Below are 17,982 nucleotides of genomic sequence, written 5' to 3' on the forward strand. Positions count from 1 at the left end.
CGCCAGGCCGATGCTGTCCGTTCGGGGATGGAGTGGGCGATCGGCGGAACCTCGGCGGGCCGGTTGCCGGAGGCGAGCGGCGCGGCTAGTGGGGGGTCTCGCCTCCCCCGCCCCCCCCCCCCCGCCCGCCCCGCCTGTGATGCGCGGGTGGCGCGGGCCCGTGTTTCCCGGGCCCGATCCTCCCGACCGAATCCCGCGGCCCCGTTCCCCGGGAGCAGCGGAGCCCGGCCTCCCCAGGGGAGGCCGGGCCCCGCCGGTGTCGGCCTACCGGGCGACGGCCAGGGTGTGGAGCAGCGTGTAGAAGGCGGGCTTGCGCTGGAAGCGGTCCGTCATGACCGTCGCGTGCCCCTCCTCCTCGAAGAAGTGCGGAACCCAGGAGTACTTGTCGGTGAACCCCCAGATGGTGAAGGAACGGCATCCGTCCACGTTCAGGCACGCCTCCAGCGCCTGCCGGTAGTAGTCGGCCTGCTGGATGAGCTGGTCCCTGCTCGGCCGGCCGTGGCGGCCGTCCGGCGTCATGCGCACGTCGAGCTCGGTGATGGCCGTGTTCAGGCCCAGCTCGTCGAAGCGGCGCAGGTTCTCCTCCAGGTCACCGGGGAACCCGTACTGCAGGCTCAGGTGCGCCTGTGTGGAGAAGCCGTGCAGCGGCACGCCCTGGTCCAGCAGCTCCTGTGAGAGCGCGTAGTACGCGTCGCTCTTGGCGTTGAGTCCGTCGACGTTGTAGTCGTTCAGGAACAGTTCCGCGGACGGGTCGGCCTCGTGCGCCCACCGGAACGCGTCGGCGATGACCTCCGGGCCGAGCTCGCGGATCCAGACGTTCTCCTCCGTCCTCAGCTCCCCGTTCTCCTGGAAGATCTCGTTGGTCACGTCCCACTGGTGGATCCGGCCGGCGTAGCGGCCGACGACGGTGGTGATGTGCTCGCGCAGGAGTGTGCGCAGCTCCTCGCGGGAGAAGTCGCCCTCCTCCAGCCAGTCGGGGTTCTGGCTGTGCCAGAGGAGGGTGTGGCCGCGCACGACCTGGCCGTTGGCCTCGGCGTACTCGACGATGGCGTCCGCCGCGGCGAAGTCGTAGGTGTCCTGGTCGGGACGCAGGTACTCCCACTTCATCTGGTTCTCGGGCGACAGCGAGCTGAACTGTGCGGCCATGTGCCGCAGGTAGCGCCTGTCGTGGGTGAAGGGGTCGGGGTAGTCCTGGCTCTCGTGGTGGCCGCCGCCGGCGACGGCCGTCCCGATCACCATCCCCTCGGGTGCCGCGTCGCGCAGCCGGAGGTGCCATCCGGCGGCTTCGGCCGTCGGCATGTCGGCCGTCGGCATGTCGGCCGCCGGCAGGGTGGCGGTGGCCGCGGTGACCAGCGGAAGTGCCAGCGCGGTCGCGATGAGCAGTGCGGGGAGAGTGCGGATCGGTCGCACGGGGGGTCTCCAATCCTCGCGGGGGATAAGTTTCCGAAACTTTTCGGAAATTAATTACTCCCGACATTAGATCGAGCCCGAAGTGCGCGTCAATACCCGCACACCGAGTACGCCCGCCCGTGCGAGGAGCGGGTCAATGGCTGTATTCCGCACGAAACCGCAGGTCGAAGTGGTGATCCTGCGGTGGCGGATGCGTGCCTCTGTGGAAATGCAGAGAATTCGGGCGCCGATAGTTTCGGTGTTGAGGCGGCATCAACCGACGCGTTCCGCCCGTCCACACCGACCCGCCGGGCCCGGCGTGGGCCGGACCCGGCGGTGGGACGGGAACAGTGGTGGAACCGACGGCCCCGCAGGGGGCGGAGCCGGTCAGTCCCGGACGACCAGGACGATCTTGCCCGTGGTCCGCTCGGTCTCGCCCAGCGCGTGCGCCTTGGCGGCCTCGGCGAGCGGGAACGTCGCCTGGACGTGGGCCCTCAGCCGCCCTTCGTCCGCGAGTCCGGCGATCGCCGCCATGCCCGCGTGGTCGGCCTCGACCAGCAGCGTCTCCACCCGCACACCGAGCCGGGCCGCCCGCTCCGCCTCGCCGGGGTCCTGGCCCGGCAGCAGCGACACCAGGACGCCGCCGGGCTTGAGGACGTCGAGCGAGCGCGTGCGGGTCGGACCCGAGAGCGGGTCCAGGACGACGTCGACGTCCTCGACCACCTCGGCGAAGTCCTCGTTGCGGTAGTCCACGACCTCGTCGGCGCCGAGTTCGCGCAGGAAGCCGTGCTTGGCGGCACTGGCCGTCCCGATGACGTGGGCCCCGCGTGCCTTGGCGATCTGCACGGCGAGATGGCCCACGCCGCCGGCCGCGGCGTGCACGAGGACCCGGGTGCCGTCCCCGACACCGGCCGTGTCGACCAGCGCCTGGTGGGCGGTGAGCGCGGCGAGCGGGAGCGCCCCGGCCTGGACGTGGTCGATGCCGTCGGGCGTGTGCGCGAACGCGCGGGCGGGCCCGACGGCGTACTCGGCGTGCGCGCCCGCACCGTGGGGGTAGGGGAGCATGCCGAAGACCCGGTCGCCCGGCTTGAAGAGCGTGACGCCGTAGCCGACGGCCTCGACGACGCCGGAGACGTCCCAGCCCAGGATCAGGGGGAGCCGTCCGAGGAACAGCGCCGAGGCGCGGTGCTTCCAGTCAGTGGGGTTCAGGCCGGCGGCGTGGACGGCGACCAGGATCTGGCTGGGGCCGGGCGCGGGCCGGGGCACGGTGGTCTCGGTGAGGACCTCGGGTCCACCGAGGGTGTCCTGGCTGATGGCGCGCATGGTGGGTGCGTCGTTCGTGTTGTCCATGGGTCCAGCGTGGCCGAGCGATCGTGCCACCGCCATGGCAAGATCGCCGTTTTTCGATAGGATCGTGCCATGTCGCGCCCGCACCGAGTCGTCGTCCTCGCCCTGGCCGGGGTGTACCCCTTCGAGCTGGGCATCCCGCACCGCGTCTTCGGGTCGGCCGAGGGCCGGTACGAGATCCTGACCTGCACTGTCGACGGCGGACCGGTGGCCACCAACGCCGACTTCGCGCTCACCGCGCAACACGGGCCCGAGCTCCTGGGCACCGCGGACACCGTGGTGATCCCGCCCTACGACTGCGCCCTGATCGAGCGCGAGCCGTCCCCGTCCGTCGCCTCCGCGCTGGCGCGGATCCGTCCCGGCACGCGGGTCGTGTCCATCTGCACGGGGGCCTTCGTGCTCGCCGCCGCCGGCCGCCTGGACGGCCGCCCGGCCACCACCCACTGGACGCTGGCGGACACCTTCCGCCAGTGGTACCCGGCGGTGGATCTGGACCCGGACGTACTGTTCGTCGACGACGGCGACGTGCTGACCTCGGCGGGCGCCGCCTCCGGTGTGGACGTGTGCCTCCACCTCGTCCGCGCCGACCACGGCAGCGAGGTCGCCAACCACGTGGCGCGCGTGTGCGTGGTGCCGCCCTGGCGCGACGGCGGCCAGGCCCAGTACATCGAGCGGCCGGTTCCGGAGGCGCCCGGCGACGGGACGTCCGCCACCCGCCAGTGGGCGCTGGGGCGCCTGCACGAACCGCTGTCCCTGGCCGATCTCGCCGCGCACGCCCGGATGAGCGCGCGCACCTTCTCCCGCCGCTTCCACGACGAGGTCGGGACGAGCCCCGGCCGCTGGCTGATCGGCCAGCGCGTCGAGCGCGCGCGGTACCTGTTGGAGTCCAGCGACCTCCCGGTGGACGAGATCGCGGTCCAGGTGGGCTTCGCCACGGGCACGTCCCTGCGCCAGCACCTTCAGGCGGCGATCGGTGTCTCCCCGATCGCCTACCGGCGCACCTTCCGCCGCGCCGCCTGACCGGCTCCCGCCCGACCGGCCGCCGGTCGACCTGTCGTCAGGTCGCCGTGTCGACACGGCGACCCGACGACTCGGCGCCTGGCCGGCCTCCGGCTCACGCCCCGGCCTCGGAACCCGGGCGCACGATCATGAGGACGACGACGGCCGCCCACACGAGGTTGTAGACCCCGGCGAGCATCGACAGCGTGCGCAGCGGCCGCGTCCCGCCGGGGCGGCGGAGCGCCTCGCGCTGGCGGGGGTGGATCTGCGTGGCGAGCAGGAGTCCGGCGACGAGGGTGAGGGCCATGGAGACGCTGACCCAGATCTCTCCCATCCGCCCCTGGACGAGGGCCAGGGCGATCCCCGCCACGGGGACGATGAGGCCGAACAGGGCGTAGCCGCGGGTGATGCGGTGCATGGACGCGGCCACGGCCCGGTTGCGCTCCCCCGTCGGAGCGGCCTCAGGACCGGTGTCCCCTGCCGGGGCCATGGTGTCCACCGTTTCCGCGGCGGCGGTACCCGTGTCCGGGGCGGGAGCGGTACCCGTCTCCGGGGTGGCGCCCGCGGCCGGAACCGGAGCTGCGGCGGGAGCGGTCCCAGGGCCGGTGTCTCGTACCGGAGCCATGGTGTCCGCCGCCTCCGGACCGGGGGCGCCCGTGGCGCCCGTGGCGGGATTCGGGGCCGCGGCGACCGGCGCGTACCGGGGGAAGAGGCTCGCGGCGACCGCCGATCCCCCCACGAACACGATGGCGGCCAGGACGTGCACCGAGAGAAGGACGTCTTCCATGGGTTCTCCTTCCAACCTTCAGGGTGGCTGAAGCCTACCTCAGGCTTCAGCCACCCTGAAGGCAAGGTCCCCCGTGATGGTCGGTTGAGCGGGCGCCCGGTCAGGTCCGGACTCAGTCCTCGCCCGCGAAGGCCGCCAGGATCGCCCGGCCGACCCGGCGCTGGACCGGGTCGGCCTCCGGTCCGAACAGGTGCTCGTCGACGTGCGCGACCGCCTCCCGCGCCCGCTGGAGCAGCCGGAGGCCCTCGGGCGTCAACTCGATCTCCGAGGCCGAGCCCGGGCGCGCCGTGCGGTCGCGGACGAGTCCGGCGGCCAGCAGGGAGCGCACCCCGGTGTGCACGCTCTGGACGGTGATCCCGGACATCCGGGCCAGCTTGCTGAACGAGGCGCCTGGCACGCCCGAGATGTGACCCAGCAGCCCGAGCCGGGCGACCGTGAGGTCCAGCGGGGCCAGGGCCGCGCCGAGCTCGGTCTCGACGCGGCGCGCCAGGGTCAGCACGAGGATCGAGACGCTCGTGTCGGGCGGTCCGGGCCGGGTGTCATCGGTGCTCACGCCTCCAGTCTCGCGCACCCCGCGCCCGCACCGCCGCCCGTGCCGTCGTCCGATTCCGCGGTCCGGTCCCCTCCGGCCCAGGTCACCTGGCCCGCGCCCTCCGGTGCCAGGGTCGCCCCGTCGATCCACCGCCGCGGCACCCGCGTCTCCTCCGGGCGGTTCCGGTCGCGCGTACCAACCGACCATTCGGTCACTAGGGGCCCACTCAACTGCGAAAAGGGGGAGCCGACTTGAAAAGTGCAGTGGGTCACATGGCATGGTGTCCTCGTGCGTGTCCACCACGGGCGCGCTCGACACACGACACCGGCCCCCAACGCCGGTCGAAAGCGAACGGAGCCCCCATGGCCACGTCCGACCCCGTGATCCCCCCGACGGGAGACGTCACCCAGTCCAGGGAGAGACGTCGTGTCCTCGCCGGCACCATGGTCGGGACCACCATCGAGTGGTACGACTTCTTCGTCTACGCGCAGGCCGCGGGGCTCGTCCTCGCCCCGCTGTTCCTCGCGCCGGTGGCCGACTCCAGCCCGGCCGTCGCGCAGGTGCTGTCCTTCGCGACCATCGGGATCTCGTTCCTGTTCCGGCCCCTGGGCGCCGTCGTGGCGGGCTTCCTGGGCGACCGGTTCGGCCGCAAGCGCGTGCTCGTGGCCACCCTCGTCCTGATGGGCCTGGCCACCTTCCTCATCGGTGTCCTGCCCACCTACGCCCAGATCGGCATCGCGGCGCCCGTCCTGCTGATCACCCTGCGCGTGCTGCAGGGCTTCTCCGCCGGCGGCGAGTGGGGCGGCGCGGCCCTGATGTCCGTCGAGCACGCCCCCGTGAGCCGACGCGGCTTCTTCGGCGCCTACCCGCAGATCGGCGTTCCCTGCGGCATGATCCTCGCGACGTTCGTCGTGTGGACGATCACCACGATCATCGGCCCGGACGCCTTCCTCGAGTGGGGCTGGCGCATCCCGTTCCTGGTGTCCTTCCTGCTGATCATCGTCGGCCACCTGATCCGCAAGTCGGTGGAGGAGTCCCCCGTCTTCCAGCAGATGCAGCAACGGCGCGCCAAGGCGTCGGCGCCCCTGCGCACGCTGTTCAGGAACCACACCCGCGAGGTCGTGCTCTCCGCCCTGATCTTCCTGGCCAACAACGCGGCCGGGTACCTGCTCATCGCCTTCCTGGCCACCTACGCCTCCCGCCCGGTGGAGGAGTTCGGCCTCGGCATGGAGCGCGGCCCGGTCCTGCTGGCGACCACGCTCGCCTCGTTCGGCTGGCTGGCGTCCACCCTGTACGGCGGATGGCTGTGCGACCGGATCGGCCGCGTGCGCACCTTCCAGATCGGCTACGCGATGCTGGCGGCCTGGTCAGTGCCGATGTGGTTCCTCATCGACACGGGGAACATCCTCCTGTACTTCCTCGCGCTCTTCCTGTTCACACTGGGCATGGGCCTCAGCTACGGGCCCCAGGCGGCGCTGTACGCGGAGATGTTCCCCGCCGAGGTGCGCTACTCGGGAGTCTCGATCGGCTACGCGCTCGGCGCGATCGTCGGTGGCGCGTTCGCGCCGATGATCGCCGAACTGCTGCTGACCTCGTTCGACGCGTCGTGGACGATCGGCGCCTACGTCGTGGCCGCGTGCGCGGTCTCCTTCGTCGCGGTCTCGATGGTGAAGGACCCGCGCGGAGTCGACCTGCACGTGGACGACACCGCCGAGGGCGAGCGGGTGTAGGCCGCCGGGGCGACGAGTCGACGTGTCGCCGTGCCGGTTCGTCGACGTGTCGGCATGTCGTCCTTGGTGCGCCCGGCCACGGACTCCCTGGTCGGCGGGTGTTTCACGTGAAACACCCGCCGACTCAGGTGATCGTGCCGAGGACCTCCATGGTCTCGGCGTCGCGGCCGAGGTAGACCCGGCCCATTCCGCTCGCGCCGCGCACTGTCCGGTTCCGGACAGGAGGGCCTCTGGTTCCCGGCCGCCCCCTGTGGTCCGATGTCCGGCGACGGTCGAGTCCGGAAGGTGAGCGATGCCCCAGCGATTCCGTACCAGGGACGGCGAGAAGGTGACGGTCGGCGATCGGGTGTGGAGCCAGAACCACTGGCCCTGGACGATCAGCGGCGTCGAGCGCAGGCACGGCGTGGACTGGGTGCTCATGACGCACGACGAGGTCGGCGAGGACACCCTCGACATGGCGGTCATGGACTTCACGACCTACGTCTACAAGTCGCACCCGTCGCGGGGGTGCGCCGAGGCCGGATGCCGGCACCGCCCCTGGGGCGCGTCGCGCTGATCCGCCCCGGCCGCCGCCCCGGCTCCTCGCACCGGATGCGCCAGGGGCGGTTCCGGTTCGGGCCGGGTGCGGCCACGCGGTTGAGTACCGCTACTCAGTCGGGCCGCGGGGCCGTTGTCCCAGCATGGGGGCATGACGACAAGGACGCACATCTCCCAGTGGACGAGCGGCGCCGGGGCGCTCGCCCTCGCCCTGATCACGACCGGCTGCCTGCCCGGCTTCCCCGACCGGGCCGAGACCGCCCCCGATCCCGCCTCCGAAGCCCCCGCCGGTGGGGCCGCCGAGCAGGTCGAGGAGACCTCGGAGGCCCAGGAGACCCAGGGCGACGGAGGGGCGGTCGAGGCGCCCGCGGACAACTCCCGGTTCGGGTCGGCGACCTGGGGAGTGCCGGTGCTGGAGGGATGGACGATCGAGGTCTTCGACCAGAACGGCGTCCACCAGTTCACGCACGACTCCAGTTCCTGCCAGGTCACGCTGTACCGGAACCGTGCCGCGGAGTCCTCCCTGAGCGGTGGGCCGCGCGACACGCTCGACGGCTTCACCACGACGCTGGAGAACGAGGTCGGCACGGTGGCCGTGGTTCCGCGACGGGTCGTGGAGGTCAGTGACTTCGGCGGCGGCACCGCCGAGTTCGAGTCTGACGAACTCGGCTACACCGGCAACGACGGCGTCGACTACACCATGCTCCTGGCCGCACAGTGGTTCGAGGACGTGGAGCTGATCATGGCGCCCGTGTGCCCCACGTCCGACTACGGGGCCAACGCGGGCGAGGTCGACGACTTCGTCGGGTCCCTGACCGTCGAGCGGGTCTGACCCGCCCGTCAGGCGTCACGGCTCCCGCCAGCCCTTCGGTCCCCCCGTCAGGCGTCGCGGACTCCCGCCCGGCTCGCGGAGTCCCGCCCGGCTCACGGCTCCCCGCTCGGCTCGCAGTCCCCCCGTCAGGCGTCACGTACCTGGTCCGGGCGCGTGACGACCGGTGGAAGGACGGACCACGGGAAGTTGATCCACTGGTCGGTGTGCTTCCACACGTACTCGCACTTGACCAGCGACTGCGGCTTCTCGTAGATCACCGCGCTGCGGACCTCGGCCACGTGCTCGGCGCAGAAGTCGTGGACGAGCTTGAGGGTCCTGCCGGTGTCGGCGACGTCGTCGGCGACCAGGACCCGCTTGCTGCTCAGGTCCACCACGTTGGGGACGGGCGGCAGCATGACGGGCATGTCCAGCGTGGTGCCGACACCCGTGTAGAACTCGACGTTCATCACGTGGAGATTCTTGACGTCGAGCGCGTACCCGAGTCCTCCGGCCACGAACAGCCCGCCGCGGGCGATCGAGAGGATGATGTCCGGCTCGAACCCGTCGTCGGCGATCGCCGTGGCCAGCTCGCGCATCGCGGTGCCGAACAGGTCGTAGCTCAGATTCTCGCGCTCGTCGCTCACGCGGTTCCCCTCCCGGTGGTGCGGTGTGTGCCCCCGCGGTCTCGTCGCAGGTGGCGGCGCTCGGGGACCGACTCATGCTATGTCCGCCCCGCCCCGTGCCCCGGGCGGGTCCGCGGTCCCCGTCACGTGTCGATGTCCACCCCGACCCCGGTGGGCGCGGACAGGCCGCCCCACCCCGGCAGTGTGTCGACGGTGGCGGGCACCAGAAGCCCGCGGTGGTCGGCCGGTCCCCCGGTCCGCTGCCGGCAGGTCAGTCCGGACCCGGTGTCCCACAGGCCGGACTCGCCGGGTGCGGTCGCCACCAGCGCCGACTCACGCACTGGTGACGTGGACCACTTGTCCACGCGGGTCAGTGTTCCGCGTCACAGGTCTGGACGGTTGGTCCGATTCTGCCGGGCATGAATCGACATAATCTTGACTTTTACGGGTCACTGGCGAACATATGGCAACGAACAGCACCATGTTCCTGTACATCTCTCCGCCGTACAGGAGGTAGAAGCATGGCCGGTGACCAGGATCTGCTCCCCTCGGAGCGGCCGGTCCAGCTGCTCGACGAAACCGGGAGACCGGTCGCCGACCCGCCGTTGCCGTTCCCCGACAACGACCGGCTGCTGGCCGCCTACGCCTCCCTGGTGACCGGCCGCAGGGTCAACGACCAGGCCGGCGCCCTCGTCCGCCAGGGCCGCCTGGCGGTCTACCCCTCCTCCCACGGGCAGGAGGCCTGCCAGACCGGGGCCGCCCTGGCGCTCGCCGACGGCGACTGGCTCTTCCCCACCTACCGCGACACCGCCGCCGTCATCGCGCGCGGCGTCGACCCGGTCCAGGTGCTCACGCTCCTCAAGGGCGACTGGCATTCCGGCTACGACCCCTACGCCCACCGCGTCGCGCCCCAGGCCACGCCGCTGGCCACCCAGCTCCTGCACGCCGTCGGGGTCGCGCACGCCGCCCGCCTGCGCGGCGAGGACACCGTCGTCATGGCCCTGTGCGGCGACGGTGCCACCAGCGAGGGCGACTTCCACGAGGCGCTCAACTTCGCCGCCGTGTTCCAGGCCCCCGTCGTGTTCTTCGTGCAGAACAACGAGTACGCGATCTCCGTCCCCCTCGCCAAGCAGAGCGCCGCCCCCTCCCTCGCCCACAAGGGCGTCGGCTACGGGGTTCCGGGCTCGCGCGTGGACGGCAACGACGCCGCCGCCGTGCTCGCCGTCCTCGACCGGGCCGTGGCCGACGCCCGCGCCGGGAAGGGGCCGAGCCTGGTCGAGGCGCACACCTACCGCGTGCAGGCGCACACCAACGCCGACGACGCCTCCCGCTACCGCTCGGACGACGAGGTCGAGCCGTGGGTGGCCCGCGACCCGATCGTGCGCATGGAGGCCTACCTCAAACGCCGGCGCGTGCTCACCAAAGCCCGGAAGGAGCGCATCGCCGAGGACGCCGAGGCCGTGGCCGCCGCCATGCGCGAGGGGCTCTCCCACGACACCGAGCCCGACCCCGCCGAGCTGTTCGCCCACGTGTTCGCCGAACCGACCCCGCAGCTGGCCGAGCAGGCCGCCTTCCTGGCCGACGAACTGAGCAGAGAGGGCCACTGAGATGGCGACGGACCCCACCAAGCTCTCCATGGCCCAGGCGCTCAACCGGGCGCTGCGCGACGCGATGGCCGAGGACGGGACCGTGTACGTCTTCGGTGAGGACGTCGGCCCCCTCGGCGGCGTCTTCCGCATCACCGACGGCCTGACCGCCGAGTTCGGCGAGCAGCGCTGCTTCGACACCCCGCTCGCGGAGTCCGGCATCGTCGGCATGGCCGTGGGCATGGCGATGAACGGCATGCGGCCCGTCGTGGAGATGCAGTTCGACGCGTTCGCCTACCCGGCCTTCGAGCAGATCGTCAGCCACGTCGCCAAGACCAGGAACCGCACCCGGGGCCGGGTCGGGCTGCCGATGGTCATCCGCGTCCCCTACGCGGGCGGCATCGGCGGCGTGGAACACCACTGCGACTCCTCCGAGGCCTACTACGCGCACACCCCCGGCCTGACCGTGGTCGCGCCGTCCTGTCCCGCCGACGCCTACGCCCTGCTGCGCGACGCCATCGCCTCCCCCGACCCGGTCGTCTTCCTCGAACCGAAGAAGCTGTACTGGGCCAAGGAGGAGGTCGACCTCACCGAGCCCCGGCCCGGCATCGGCCGCGCGGTCGTCCGCCGCGAGGGCACCGACGCGACCCTCATCGCCTACGGCCCGTCCGTGCCCACCGCGCTGGAGGCGGCCGAGGCCGCGGCCCAGGAGGGCCGCAGCCTCCAGGTGGTCGACGTGCGCTCGCTCGTGCCCTTCGACGACGAGACCGTGTGCGCGGCGGTGCGCTCCACCGGACGCGCGGTCGTCGTCGCCGAGGCCAGCGGGTACGCCGGCGTGGCTTCGGAGATCGTCGCCCGGGTGACCGAGCGCTGCTTCCACTCCCTGGCCGCACCGGTCCGCCGGGTCACCGGATTCGACATCCCCTATCCCCCGCCCAAGCTGGAGCGCTTCCAGCTCCCGAGCGTGGACCGCGTCCTGGACGCCGTCGACGACCTGCAGTGGGAGGACCAGTGAGCACGCAGACCTTCGACCTCCCCGACCTGGGCGAGGGGCTGACCGAGGCCGAGGTGGTCCGGTGGCTCGTCGCCGTCGGGGACACCGTGGCGGTGGACCAGCCGGTCGTGGAGGTGGAGACCGCCAAGTCGGTCGTGGAGGTGCCGTCGCCGTTCGCGGGCACCGTCAGCGAACTGCACGGCGAGGAGGGCGAGGTGATGGCGGTCGGCGGGCCGCTCATCAGCGTCGCCGGCGACGTGCCCGCGGACACCGCGCGGGCCGCGGCGGTGTCGCCGGAGGGCGAGCGCTACCGCGAGGAGGAGCGCGCCGGAACGGGGTCGGGCAACGTCCTCATCGGCTACGGCACCCCGGAGGCCGGGGCCACCGGGCGCCGCCGCAGGCCCCGCACCCGCCCGCCCGCGCGCGGCGCCCAGCCGTCGGCACCCGCCGCCCCGACCAGTGCGGGTGCGTCCGCGCCCGCGCGGGGGGCGACGCAGGCCCCGGCCGACTCGGAGGATCGCGCGCGACGGGTGCCGCTGGTGACCTCTCCGCTGGTGCGCCAGATGGCGCGCGAGGCGGGACTGCGGATCGCCGACGTCCCCGGCAGCGGACCCGGAGGGCTCATCACCCGGCGCGACGTCCGCGCCGCCGTCGAGGCCGCCCGGGCCGACACGGCCACGGACACCACCGGGACGACAGAGGTCACCGGGACCGGGGCGAGAAGAGAGGACGCAGGAGCCACGGCGACCACGGGAGCCATAGGGGCCATCGGGTCCGCCGGGGCCACCGGGTCCGCGGCGACCACAGGGTCCGCCGGGGCTACCGGGTCCGCAGCGACCACGGGGGCCATCGGGTCCGCAGGGACCACCGGGGCCATCGGGTCCGCCGGGGCCGCCGGGGCCATCGGGTCCGCCGGGGCCGCCGGGGCCGCCGGGTCCGCCGGGGCTACCGGGTCCGCAGCGACAAGGGCCACCGAGGCCGGAGAGACCGCAGCGACCACCGGGGCCAGGGATCCGCGCACCGGGCTCACCGAGTCCAGGCGCGTGCCGATGAGCGGGTTCCGCAGGAGTGTCGCCGCCTCGCTGTCCCGCAGCCGCCGCGAGATCCCCGAGGCCACCGTCTGGGTCGACGTCGACGCCACCGACCTGGTCCGGCTGCGCCGGTCCGACCCCGAGGGCCCGGGCCTGCTCGCCTACGTGGCCCGGTTCGTGGTCGCGGGTCTGCGCGCCCATCCCGAGCTCAACGGCCTGGTCGACACCGAGCGCGGCGAGCTGGTCCAGTACGACGGGATCAACCTCGGGCTGGCCGTCCAGACCGACCGCGGCCTGGTCGCCCCCGCCGTCATGGGTGCGCACGGGCTCACCACCCGCGCACTCGACGCGCGGATCAGGGAGCTGACCCGGCAGGCCCGCGAGGGGACCGTCCCTCCTGCCCACATGAACGCGGGCACGTTCACCCTCAACAACTACGGCTCGCTCCGGGTGGACGGCAGCGCCGCCATCATCAACCACCCGCAGGTCGCCATCCTCGGCCTCGGCCGGATCCTCGACCGCCCGTGGATCGTGGACGGCGAGGTGGTCGCCCGCAAGATCACCCAGCTGTCGTTCGCCTTCGACCACCGGGTGTGCGACGGCGGCGCGGCGGCGGGCTTCATGCGCGTGGTCGCCGACGCCATGGAGAACCCGGCCGCGGCCATCGCCGACCTGTAGCCGCAGGTCGGCGGCCACCTGGCCGAGCGCCCCGGGGAGTCGGCACCCCGGGGCGCTCTTCCGTTCGCCCCCCCCTGCGCGGCGCGGCGCGATCGGGACCGCGCCGCGCCGGTCGTCCGCCCTACTTGGCGAGGAAGGCCAGCAGGGCCTCGTTCACCTCCGCCGCGTGGGTCCACAGCAGGCCGTGCGGAGCCCTCTCGATCTCGACGTAGTCCGCCGAGGCCAGCAGGTCCGAGAACGGGCGCCCGGTCGCCTCGACGGGCAGGATCCGGTCACCGGTGCCGTGCACGATGAGCGCGGGCACGTCGATCCGCGGGATGTCGGCGCGGAAGTCGGTGAACCAGGTCAGCGGCGCCGCGGCCGAGGCCACCGAGCCCGCGCCCGCGGCGACGTTCCAGCTGTTGCGGACGGCCTCCTCGCTGATGCGCGTGCCCAGGTTCTCGTCCAGGTTGTAGAAGGTGTCGTAGAACTCGGTGAAGTACGCGTACCGGTCGGCCTTCACGGTGGCGGCCACGCCCTCGAAGAACTCCAGGGGGGCCGCGCCGTCCGGGTTGTCCTCGGTCTTGAGGAGGAAGGGTTCGAGGGAGGCCAGGAAGGCCGCCTTGGCGACCCGCGCCGAACCGTAGGTGCCCAGGTAGCGGGCGACCTCACCGGTTCCCATCGAGAAGCCGACGAGCACGGCGTCGCTGAGGTCGAGCGTCTCCATGACCGTGTTGAGGTCGGCCGCGAAGGTGTCGTAGTCGTAGCCGCCGGAGGGCTGCGAGGACTGCCCGAAGCCGCGGCGGTCGTAGGTGACGACCCGGTACCCGGCGTCCAGCAGCGCGGCCGTCTGCTTCTCCCAGGAGTGGCCGTCGAGCGGGTAGCCGTGGATCAGGACGACGGGCTGCCCGCTGCCCAGGTCCTCGTAGTACAGCTCGACGGGGGTGCTGTTCTCGGTTCCGACGGTGATGCGTCCCATGGCTGGTTCTCCCCGGTAGATCGAGAACGATCGTTCTCGGATCAGAGGTGGCAGTGAGAACGGTCGTTCTCGCCACTGCCCACACTAGAGAACGATCGTTCTCGGCGCAAGTACACTGGTGGCATGACATCGAACGAGGACAGGAAGAGAGCCGAGGAGGAGGACCGCCGCGGCAGGATCGTCGAGGCCGCCGACCGGCTGTACTACTCGCGGGGGTTCTCGTCCGTGAGCATGGACGAACTGCGCGACGAGGCGGGCGTGTCCCTGCGCCGCCTGTACAAGCTGTTCCCGTCCAAGGACGACATCATCATCGCCACGCTGCGCAAACGGCGACGGGTGTGGGCGGAGGGGATCGCCGAGTACGTGGACGCGGTGCGCTCCCCCCGGGACAAGCTCCTGGCCGTCTACGACTTCCTCGCCGGGTGGTTCTGCGAGGACGACTTCCGGGGCTGCGGCTTCGTCAACGCCTTCGCCGAACTGGGGGCCGTCAACACAGATGTCGCCGACCTCGTGCGCGAGCACAAGGCCCACTTCCAACGTGACCTGGCGCGCCTGGTCGAGGAACTCGGCGCGGAGCCGTCCCTGGCCGCCCAACTGGCGATCCTCGCCGAGGGCGCACAGACCACCGCAGCCGTCACGGGCGACCCCGGGGCGGCGGGCCACGCCCGCGCGGCGGCGGCGACGCTCATCGACGCGGCCCTGGACGTGGACGCACGGCAGGCGGCCTGAGCCGACCGGGTGTCCCAGGGGTCGCGGCCCGTCCGCCCCGGCGGCGGCCGACCACGCACCTCCGGCGCCCACCGACCGCCCGCCCACCCGCGGCGACGGGTCCCCGGGCCGCAGGCGTGGAGCGAACTGGTCCCGGCCCCGCCGCGGTCCACGGACCTCCGGGTGCCGCCCGACCCTGCGGCCCCAACCGCCCCAGCAGACCCCGGCGCCCCCGGCGCCTTCCGCCCGTCCCAGCGGACCCGGCGACCACCGGCGTCTAACGGCTCGCGGGGCTCCGGTGGGCGCGCCTGATCGAGCGGACCACCAGCCCGCGCACGCCCGGCAGCAGTACCGCGCGCATCACCAGGTCCCGCACCCAGACATGGACCCGGCCGGGCGGGGCGAACTGGGCCATCCCCCTGCGTGCCAGCGCCTGCCGCCGACGGATCTCGGGCCGCAGGCCCTCCTCCCAGCCCGCCAGGGCGGCCGGGACGTCGTCGCCGTGTTCGGCCAGGACGGCGCCGAGCCGGTCGGCCCCCGCGAGCGCCAGGGCCGCGCCGTACCCCGCGAACAGCGTGACGCACCAGGCGGCGTCACCCAGCAGCACGACCCGGCCGCGGCTCCACCGGTCCATCACGACCTGCCCGACGGAGTCGAAGTAGGCGGTCTCCGGCGCGTCCGCCAGCGCGCCCAGCGCGTCCGGAACTCCGCCGCCCAGGTCCCCGAAGGCCGACGCGAGGGCCTCGACCTGCCCCCGGGCCAGTTCGGCCGCCGAGTCGGCGCAGCGGTAGGCGAAGAACACCGACGACCTCCCCGGCCCCAGGTTGACCACCGCCGCCGTGCGCCCGGGGCCGATGTACGTGGTGCCCGCGCCCTCCGGCACGTCTTCGGGCACCCGGTCGAGCGGGAGCGCCCCGACCATGTGCCGCATGTCCACCCGGACGTCCTCCTCCGGCCCGAACACGGCCGCCCGGACACCGGAGTGCAGGCCGTCGGCGCCGACCAGGAGGTCGGCGCGTTCGCGCGTGCCGTCGCTCAGCTCGATGTCGACGCCGGCGGAGTCCTGCTCCACGCCGCGCACGGTGGTGCCGCACCGGAACGCGACCCTCCCGCGCACCGCCTCGAACAGGGCGGACTCCAGGTCGCCGCGGAACACGGTCAGGGCCCGGTGTCCGATCGCGGCCCGGGCGATCGCGGACGGGACGGTGAACTTCCGGCTCCCGTCGGCCCTGACCAGGATCGAGGTGAACCAGCCGAGGTCCGCCTCGGCCAGCGCGCTCAGCACGCCCAGGCGTTCCGCCGCGTCGTAGCCCGGCCCGAGCAGGTTCACCATGTAGCCGCCGCTGCGGCGCCCCGGCGCGCGCTCGACCACGAGCACGTCCCACCCGTCCCCGCGCAGGCGCAGCGCGGCGGCCAGTCCGGCGATACCCGCCCCCACGACGACCACCCGCCGCCTCCCCCCGCCGTCGTCCTCCCGTGCCCCGCCCCGGTCGTCCGTCATCGCCGCTCCTCGGTCCGCCTCAGAATGAACACGTGCTCAAACAGAGTATGAGCGTTTGTTCATACATGGCGCAACGGGGGCACGTAGAATCGGCGGCATGCCCAGAGGCGTCGCCATTCCGGAGATCCGGCAGCACCTGTTCTCCGCCGTCGAGCGGGTGATCGTCCGCGACGGACCGGGGCGGCTGAGCGGCCGTGCCGTCACGGGCGAGGCCGGGGTCGCGACAGGGCTGCTCCACGCGCACTTCACCGATCTCGACGACTTCCTCGCCTCCTACGCCGTCGACCGCTCCTTCCTGGTCTCGGCCGGCGCCTCCGCGCTGTCCGGCCGGGTGGGCGAGGGAAGCGTCGCCGCGAACCTGTGCGAGGCGGTCCTGGCGACGCCGCTGGACTCCGTCCGCCCGTGGGCCCGCCTGCTCGTCGCACGACCGGACCTCACCGGCAGCGTCCGCGCGGTCCTCGGTGAGGGCACGGCGGGCTTCGACGCGGTCGAGCGGGCCGTCGCCGCCTACCTCACCGCCGAACGACGGCTCGGCCGGGTCGCCGCGGGCACCGACCCCGAGGCGCTGGCCCTCGCGCTCGTCGGCGTCGTGCACCACCTCGTGCTCTCGGCCGACACCGGGCCCGACGCGGCCCAGCGCCTGCGCGCGACGGTCACCGCGTTGATCGACGGCAGCGCCGCGACCGCGCCCCGTTGAGCCCCGCGCCGCCGGGGCCGATTCAAAATCGGCGCGGATTTCTTGTGACACTCCACAGCGGTGGATCCGCCGGGTTGTCGATAGCTTGCCTGAGCGAGCGAAGAATCCACCAGGGGGCGCTTTGAACCTGCTCATCACCGGCATCACCACCCAGTCCTCCATCGCGTACGCGATCGCGGAGGAGGCCATGAACCAGGGCCACGAGGTGATCGTCACCAACCCGCCGGGACGGCAGTTCTCGATCTGCGAGCGGATCGCCAGGCGCCTGCCGAAGGAGCCCGTCGCCGTCCTGCCCATGGACGTCACCGACCCGGAGCAGATCGCCGCGACCGCCGCGGCGGTCGGCGAGCACTGGGACCACGTCGACGGGATCCTGCACGCCATCGCGTTCGCGCCCGAGAAGGCGCTGGGCGGCAACTTCCTCGACACCGAGTGGGCCGACGTCGCCACCGCCGTGCACGTGTCCGGGTACTCGCTCAAGGCCCTCACGGTCGGCTTCCGGAGCCTGCTCGGCGCGGCCCCGCACGGGGCCGGAGTCGTCTCGCTGACCTTCGACGCCAGCGTCGCCTGGCCGGTCTACGACTGGATGGGCTCGGCCAAGGCCGTCCTGGAGAACTCCACCAAGTACCTGGCCCGCGACCTGGGCGCCGAGGGCATCCGCGTCAACGCGATCGCGGCCGGCCCGATCAAGTCCCTGGCGGGCGGATCGATCCCCGGGTTCGCGCAGATCTCCGACTCCTGGGGCGACCACGCCCCGCTGGGCTGGGACACCAAGGACGCCACGGTCGTCGCCGGTCCGGCACTGTTCCTCATGTCCCCGGCCGCGCGGGCGATCACCGGCACCGTCCTGCACGTCGACGGCGGCTACCACGCCATGGGCGCGCCCCTCGCCTGACCGGGTGCGTGCGCCCGCCGACCGGGCCCCGACCGCTGTCCGGTCGGGGCCCGCGCGTCGTGTCGGCGAGTCGTCCTGTCGCCGTATCGCCGTATCGCCGTGTCGGCGTGTCGGCGTGTCGACAAGGCGTCCCGGCACCGGCTCGGAGGGACGGGCCCGGGGCGTGTTCCGTTGGTGCC

At 72.8% G+C, this 17,982-nt stretch carries 18 protein-coding genes; 10 read left to right on the forward strand and 8 right to left on the reverse strand.

Translation table 11 applies throughout. From position 1 onward, the window contains the following. Positions 1-264 precede the first annotated feature (264 nt). Positions 265-1,410, reverse strand: coding sequence for an endo-1,4-beta-xylanase (locus ADL05_RS17890; protein WP_053618126.1), 1,146 nt, complete (start codon positions 1,408-1,410; stop codon positions 265-267). A 366-nt stretch (positions 1,411-1,776) separates the two neighbouring features. Next, the gene (locus tag ADL05_RS17895) at positions 1,777-2,739 is read right to left on the reverse strand and encodes an NADP-dependent oxidoreductase (RefSeq protein ID WP_231640801.1); all 963 of its coding nucleotides are present in this window, start codon (positions 2,737-2,739) and stop codon (positions 1,777-1,779) included. A 69-nt stretch (positions 2,740-2,808) separates the two neighbouring features. Here ADL05_RS17895 and ADL05_RS17900 point away from each other — a divergent pair, with 69 nt between their 5' ends. Beyond that, the gene (locus ADL05_RS17900; protein ID WP_053618127.1) at positions 2,809-3,756 is read left to right on the forward strand and encodes a GlxA family transcriptional regulator; all 948 of its coding nucleotides are present in this window, start codon (positions 2,809-2,811) and stop codon (positions 3,754-3,756) included. A gap of 94 nt (positions 3,757-3,850) precedes the next feature. Here ADL05_RS17900 and ADL05_RS31845 read toward each other — a convergent pair whose 3' ends face one another. Next, positions 3,851-4,522, reverse strand: a complete 672-nt coding sequence (locus ADL05_RS31845) for a hypothetical protein (RefSeq protein ID WP_053618128.1) — start codon at positions 4,520-4,522, stop codon at positions 3,851-3,853. A 112-nt stretch (positions 4,523-4,634) separates the two neighbouring features. Further along, entirely contained in the window at positions 4,635-5,075 is a 441-nt protein-coding gene (locus ADL05_RS17910; protein ID WP_053618129.1) for a MarR family winged helix-turn-helix transcriptional regulator, read from the reverse strand. A 341-nt stretch (positions 5,076-5,416) separates the two neighbouring features. Between ADL05_RS17910 and ADL05_RS17915 the strand changes: the two genes are divergently transcribed. From ADL05_RS17915 to ADL05_RS17925, 3 genes are all read left to right on the forward strand, one after another. Beyond that, entirely contained in the window at positions 5,417-6,784 is a 1,368-nt protein-coding gene (locus tag ADL05_RS17915) for an MFS transporter (protein ID WP_053618130.1), read from the forward strand. Between the two features lie 292 nt (positions 6,785-7,076). After that, positions 7,077-7,340 carry a hypothetical protein gene (locus ADL05_RS17920; RefSeq protein ID WP_053618131.1) on the forward strand — a complete coding sequence of 88 codons (264 nt, stop codon included), beginning with the start codon at positions 7,077-7,079 and terminating at the stop codon, positions 7,338-7,340. A gap of 132 nt (positions 7,341-7,472) precedes the next feature. Next, positions 7,473-8,153 carry a hypothetical protein gene (locus ADL05_RS17925; protein ID WP_053618132.1) on the forward strand — a complete coding sequence of 227 codons (681 nt, stop codon included), beginning with the start codon at positions 7,473-7,475 and terminating at the stop codon, positions 8,151-8,153. Between the two features lie 125 nt (positions 8,154-8,278). Here ADL05_RS17925 and ADL05_RS17930 read toward each other — a convergent pair whose 3' ends face one another. Beyond that, complete coding sequence (locus tag ADL05_RS17930; protein WP_053618133.1) at positions 8,279-8,776, reverse strand: phosphoribosyltransferase; 498 nt, start codon at positions 8,774-8,776, stop codon at positions 8,279-8,281. 122 nt (positions 8,777-8,898) lie between these two features. Continuing rightward, positions 8,899-9,120 (reverse strand): hypothetical protein, encoded by a 222-nt coding sequence (locus ADL05_RS17935; protein WP_156365901.1) that lies wholly within the window; start codon positions 9,118-9,120, stop codon positions 8,899-8,901. 156 nt (positions 9,121-9,276) lie between these two features. On the opposite strand from ADL05_RS17935, the gene pdhA reads away from it, so the two are divergent. Genes pdhA through ADL05_RS17950 form a run of 3 tightly spaced genes read left to right on the forward strand, consistent with a single transcriptional unit; the run spans position 9,277 to position 13,044 of the window. Then, positions 9,277-10,362, forward strand: a complete 1,086-nt coding sequence (gene pdhA / locus ADL05_RS17940) for a pyruvate dehydrogenase (acetyl-transferring) E1 component subunit alpha (RefSeq protein WP_053618135.1) — start codon at positions 9,277-9,279, stop codon at positions 10,360-10,362. Position 10,363: 1 nt separating this feature from the next. Beyond that, positions 10,364-11,356: an alpha-ketoacid dehydrogenase subunit beta gene (locus ADL05_RS17945; protein ID WP_053618136.1), complete on the forward strand. Its 993-nt coding sequence runs from the start codon at positions 10,364-10,366 to the stop codon at positions 11,354-11,356. Continuing rightward, positions 11,353-13,044 carry a dihydrolipoamide acetyltransferase family protein gene (locus ADL05_RS17950; protein WP_053618137.1) on the forward strand — a complete coding sequence of 564 codons (1,692 nt, stop codon included), beginning with the start codon at positions 11,353-11,355 and terminating at the stop codon, positions 13,042-13,044. The genes ADL05_RS17945 and ADL05_RS17950 overlap by 4 nt, the downstream gene beginning before the upstream one ends. Positions 13,045-13,165: 121 nt before the next feature. Here ADL05_RS17950 and ADL05_RS17955 read toward each other — a convergent pair whose 3' ends face one another. After that, positions 13,166-14,002 carry an alpha/beta fold hydrolase gene (locus ADL05_RS17955; RefSeq protein ID WP_053618138.1) on the reverse strand — a complete coding sequence of 279 codons (837 nt, stop codon included), beginning with the start codon at positions 14,000-14,002 and terminating at the stop codon, positions 13,166-13,168. A gap of 123 nt (positions 14,003-14,125) precedes the next feature. Between ADL05_RS17955 and ADL05_RS17960 the strand changes: the two genes are divergently transcribed. After that, positions 14,126-14,731, forward strand: coding sequence for a TetR/AcrR family transcriptional regulator (locus ADL05_RS17960; RefSeq protein WP_053618139.1), 606 nt, complete (start codon positions 14,126-14,128; stop codon positions 14,729-14,731). Positions 14,732-14,987: 256 nt separating this feature from the next. Here the strand turns inward: ADL05_RS17960 and ADL05_RS17965 are convergent, their stop codons facing one another. After that, the gene (locus tag ADL05_RS17965; protein ID WP_053618140.1) at positions 14,988-16,211 is read right to left on the reverse strand and encodes an FAD-dependent oxidoreductase; all 1,224 of its coding nucleotides are present in this window, start codon (positions 16,209-16,211) and stop codon (positions 14,988-14,990) included. Between the two features lie 97 nt (positions 16,212-16,308). Between ADL05_RS17965 and ADL05_RS17970 the strand changes: the two genes are divergently transcribed. Together ADL05_RS17970 and fabI are read left to right on the forward strand one after the other, a co-directional pair. Continuing rightward, positions 16,309-16,908, forward strand: coding sequence for a TetR/AcrR family transcriptional regulator (locus ADL05_RS17970; RefSeq protein ID WP_053618141.1), 600 nt, complete (start codon positions 16,309-16,311; stop codon positions 16,906-16,908). 121 nt (positions 16,909-17,029) lie between these two features. Continuing rightward, entirely contained in the window at positions 17,030-17,803 is a 774-nt protein-coding gene (fabI, locus tag ADL05_RS17975) for an enoyl-ACP reductase FabI (protein ID WP_053618142.1), read from the forward strand. Positions 17,804-17,982: the final 179 nt, after the last annotated feature.

The organism is Nocardiopsis sp. NRRL B-16309 (assembly GCF_001279585.1).
Taxonomy (GTDB): Bacteria; Actinomycetota; Actinomycetes; order Streptosporangiales; family Streptosporangiaceae; genus Nocardiopsis.

What these genes read in the sequence shown, in the direction of transcription:
- ADL05_RS17945 (WP_053618136.1), top strand. Translation starts at nt 10,364, where the DNA reads ATGGCGACGGACCCCACCAAGCTCTCCATGGCCCAGGCGCTCAACCGG.
- ADL05_RS17955 (WP_053618138.1), bottom strand. Translation starts at nt 14,002, where the DNA reads ATGGGACGCATCACCGTCGGAACCGAGAACAGCACCCCCGTCGAGCTG.
- ADL05_RS17970 (WP_053618141.1), top strand. Translation starts at nt 16,309, where the DNA reads ATGCCCAGAGGCGTCGCCATTCCGGAGATCCGGCAGCACCTGTTCTCC.
- ADL05_RS17900 (WP_053618127.1), top strand. Translation starts at nt 2,809, where the DNA reads ATGTCGCGCCCGCACCGAGTCGTCGTCCTCGCCCTGGCCGGGGTGTAC.
- ADL05_RS17915 (WP_053618130.1), top strand. Translation starts at nt 5,417, where the DNA reads ATGGCCACGTCCGACCCCGTGATCCCCCCGACGGGAGACGTCACCCAG.
- ADL05_RS17965 (WP_053618140.1), bottom strand. Translation starts at nt 16,211, where the DNA reads ATGACGGACGACCGGGGCGGGGCACGGGAGGACGACGGCGGGGGGAGG.
- pdhA (WP_053618135.1), top strand. Translation starts at nt 9,277, where the DNA reads ATGGCCGGTGACCAGGATCTGCTCCCCTCGGAGCGGCCGGTCCAGCTG.
- ADL05_RS17925 (WP_053618132.1), top strand. Translation starts at nt 7,473, where the DNA reads ATGACGACAAGGACGCACATCTCCCAGTGGACGAGCGGCGCCGGGGCG.
- ADL05_RS17920 (WP_053618131.1), top strand. Translation starts at nt 7,077, where the DNA reads ATGCCCCAGCGATTCCGTACCAGGGACGGCGAGAAGGTGACGGTCGGC.
- ADL05_RS31845 (WP_053618128.1), bottom strand. Translation starts at nt 4,522, where the DNA reads ATGGAAGACGTCCTTCTCTCGGTGCACGTCCTGGCCGCCATCGTGTTC.
- ADL05_RS17960 (WP_053618139.1), top strand. Translation starts at nt 14,126, where the DNA reads ATGACATCGAACGAGGACAGGAAGAGAGCCGAGGAGGAGGACCGCCGC.
- ADL05_RS17895 (WP_231640801.1), bottom strand. Translation starts at nt 2,739, where the DNA reads ATGGACAACACGAACGACGCACCCACCATGCGCGCCATCAGCCAGGAC.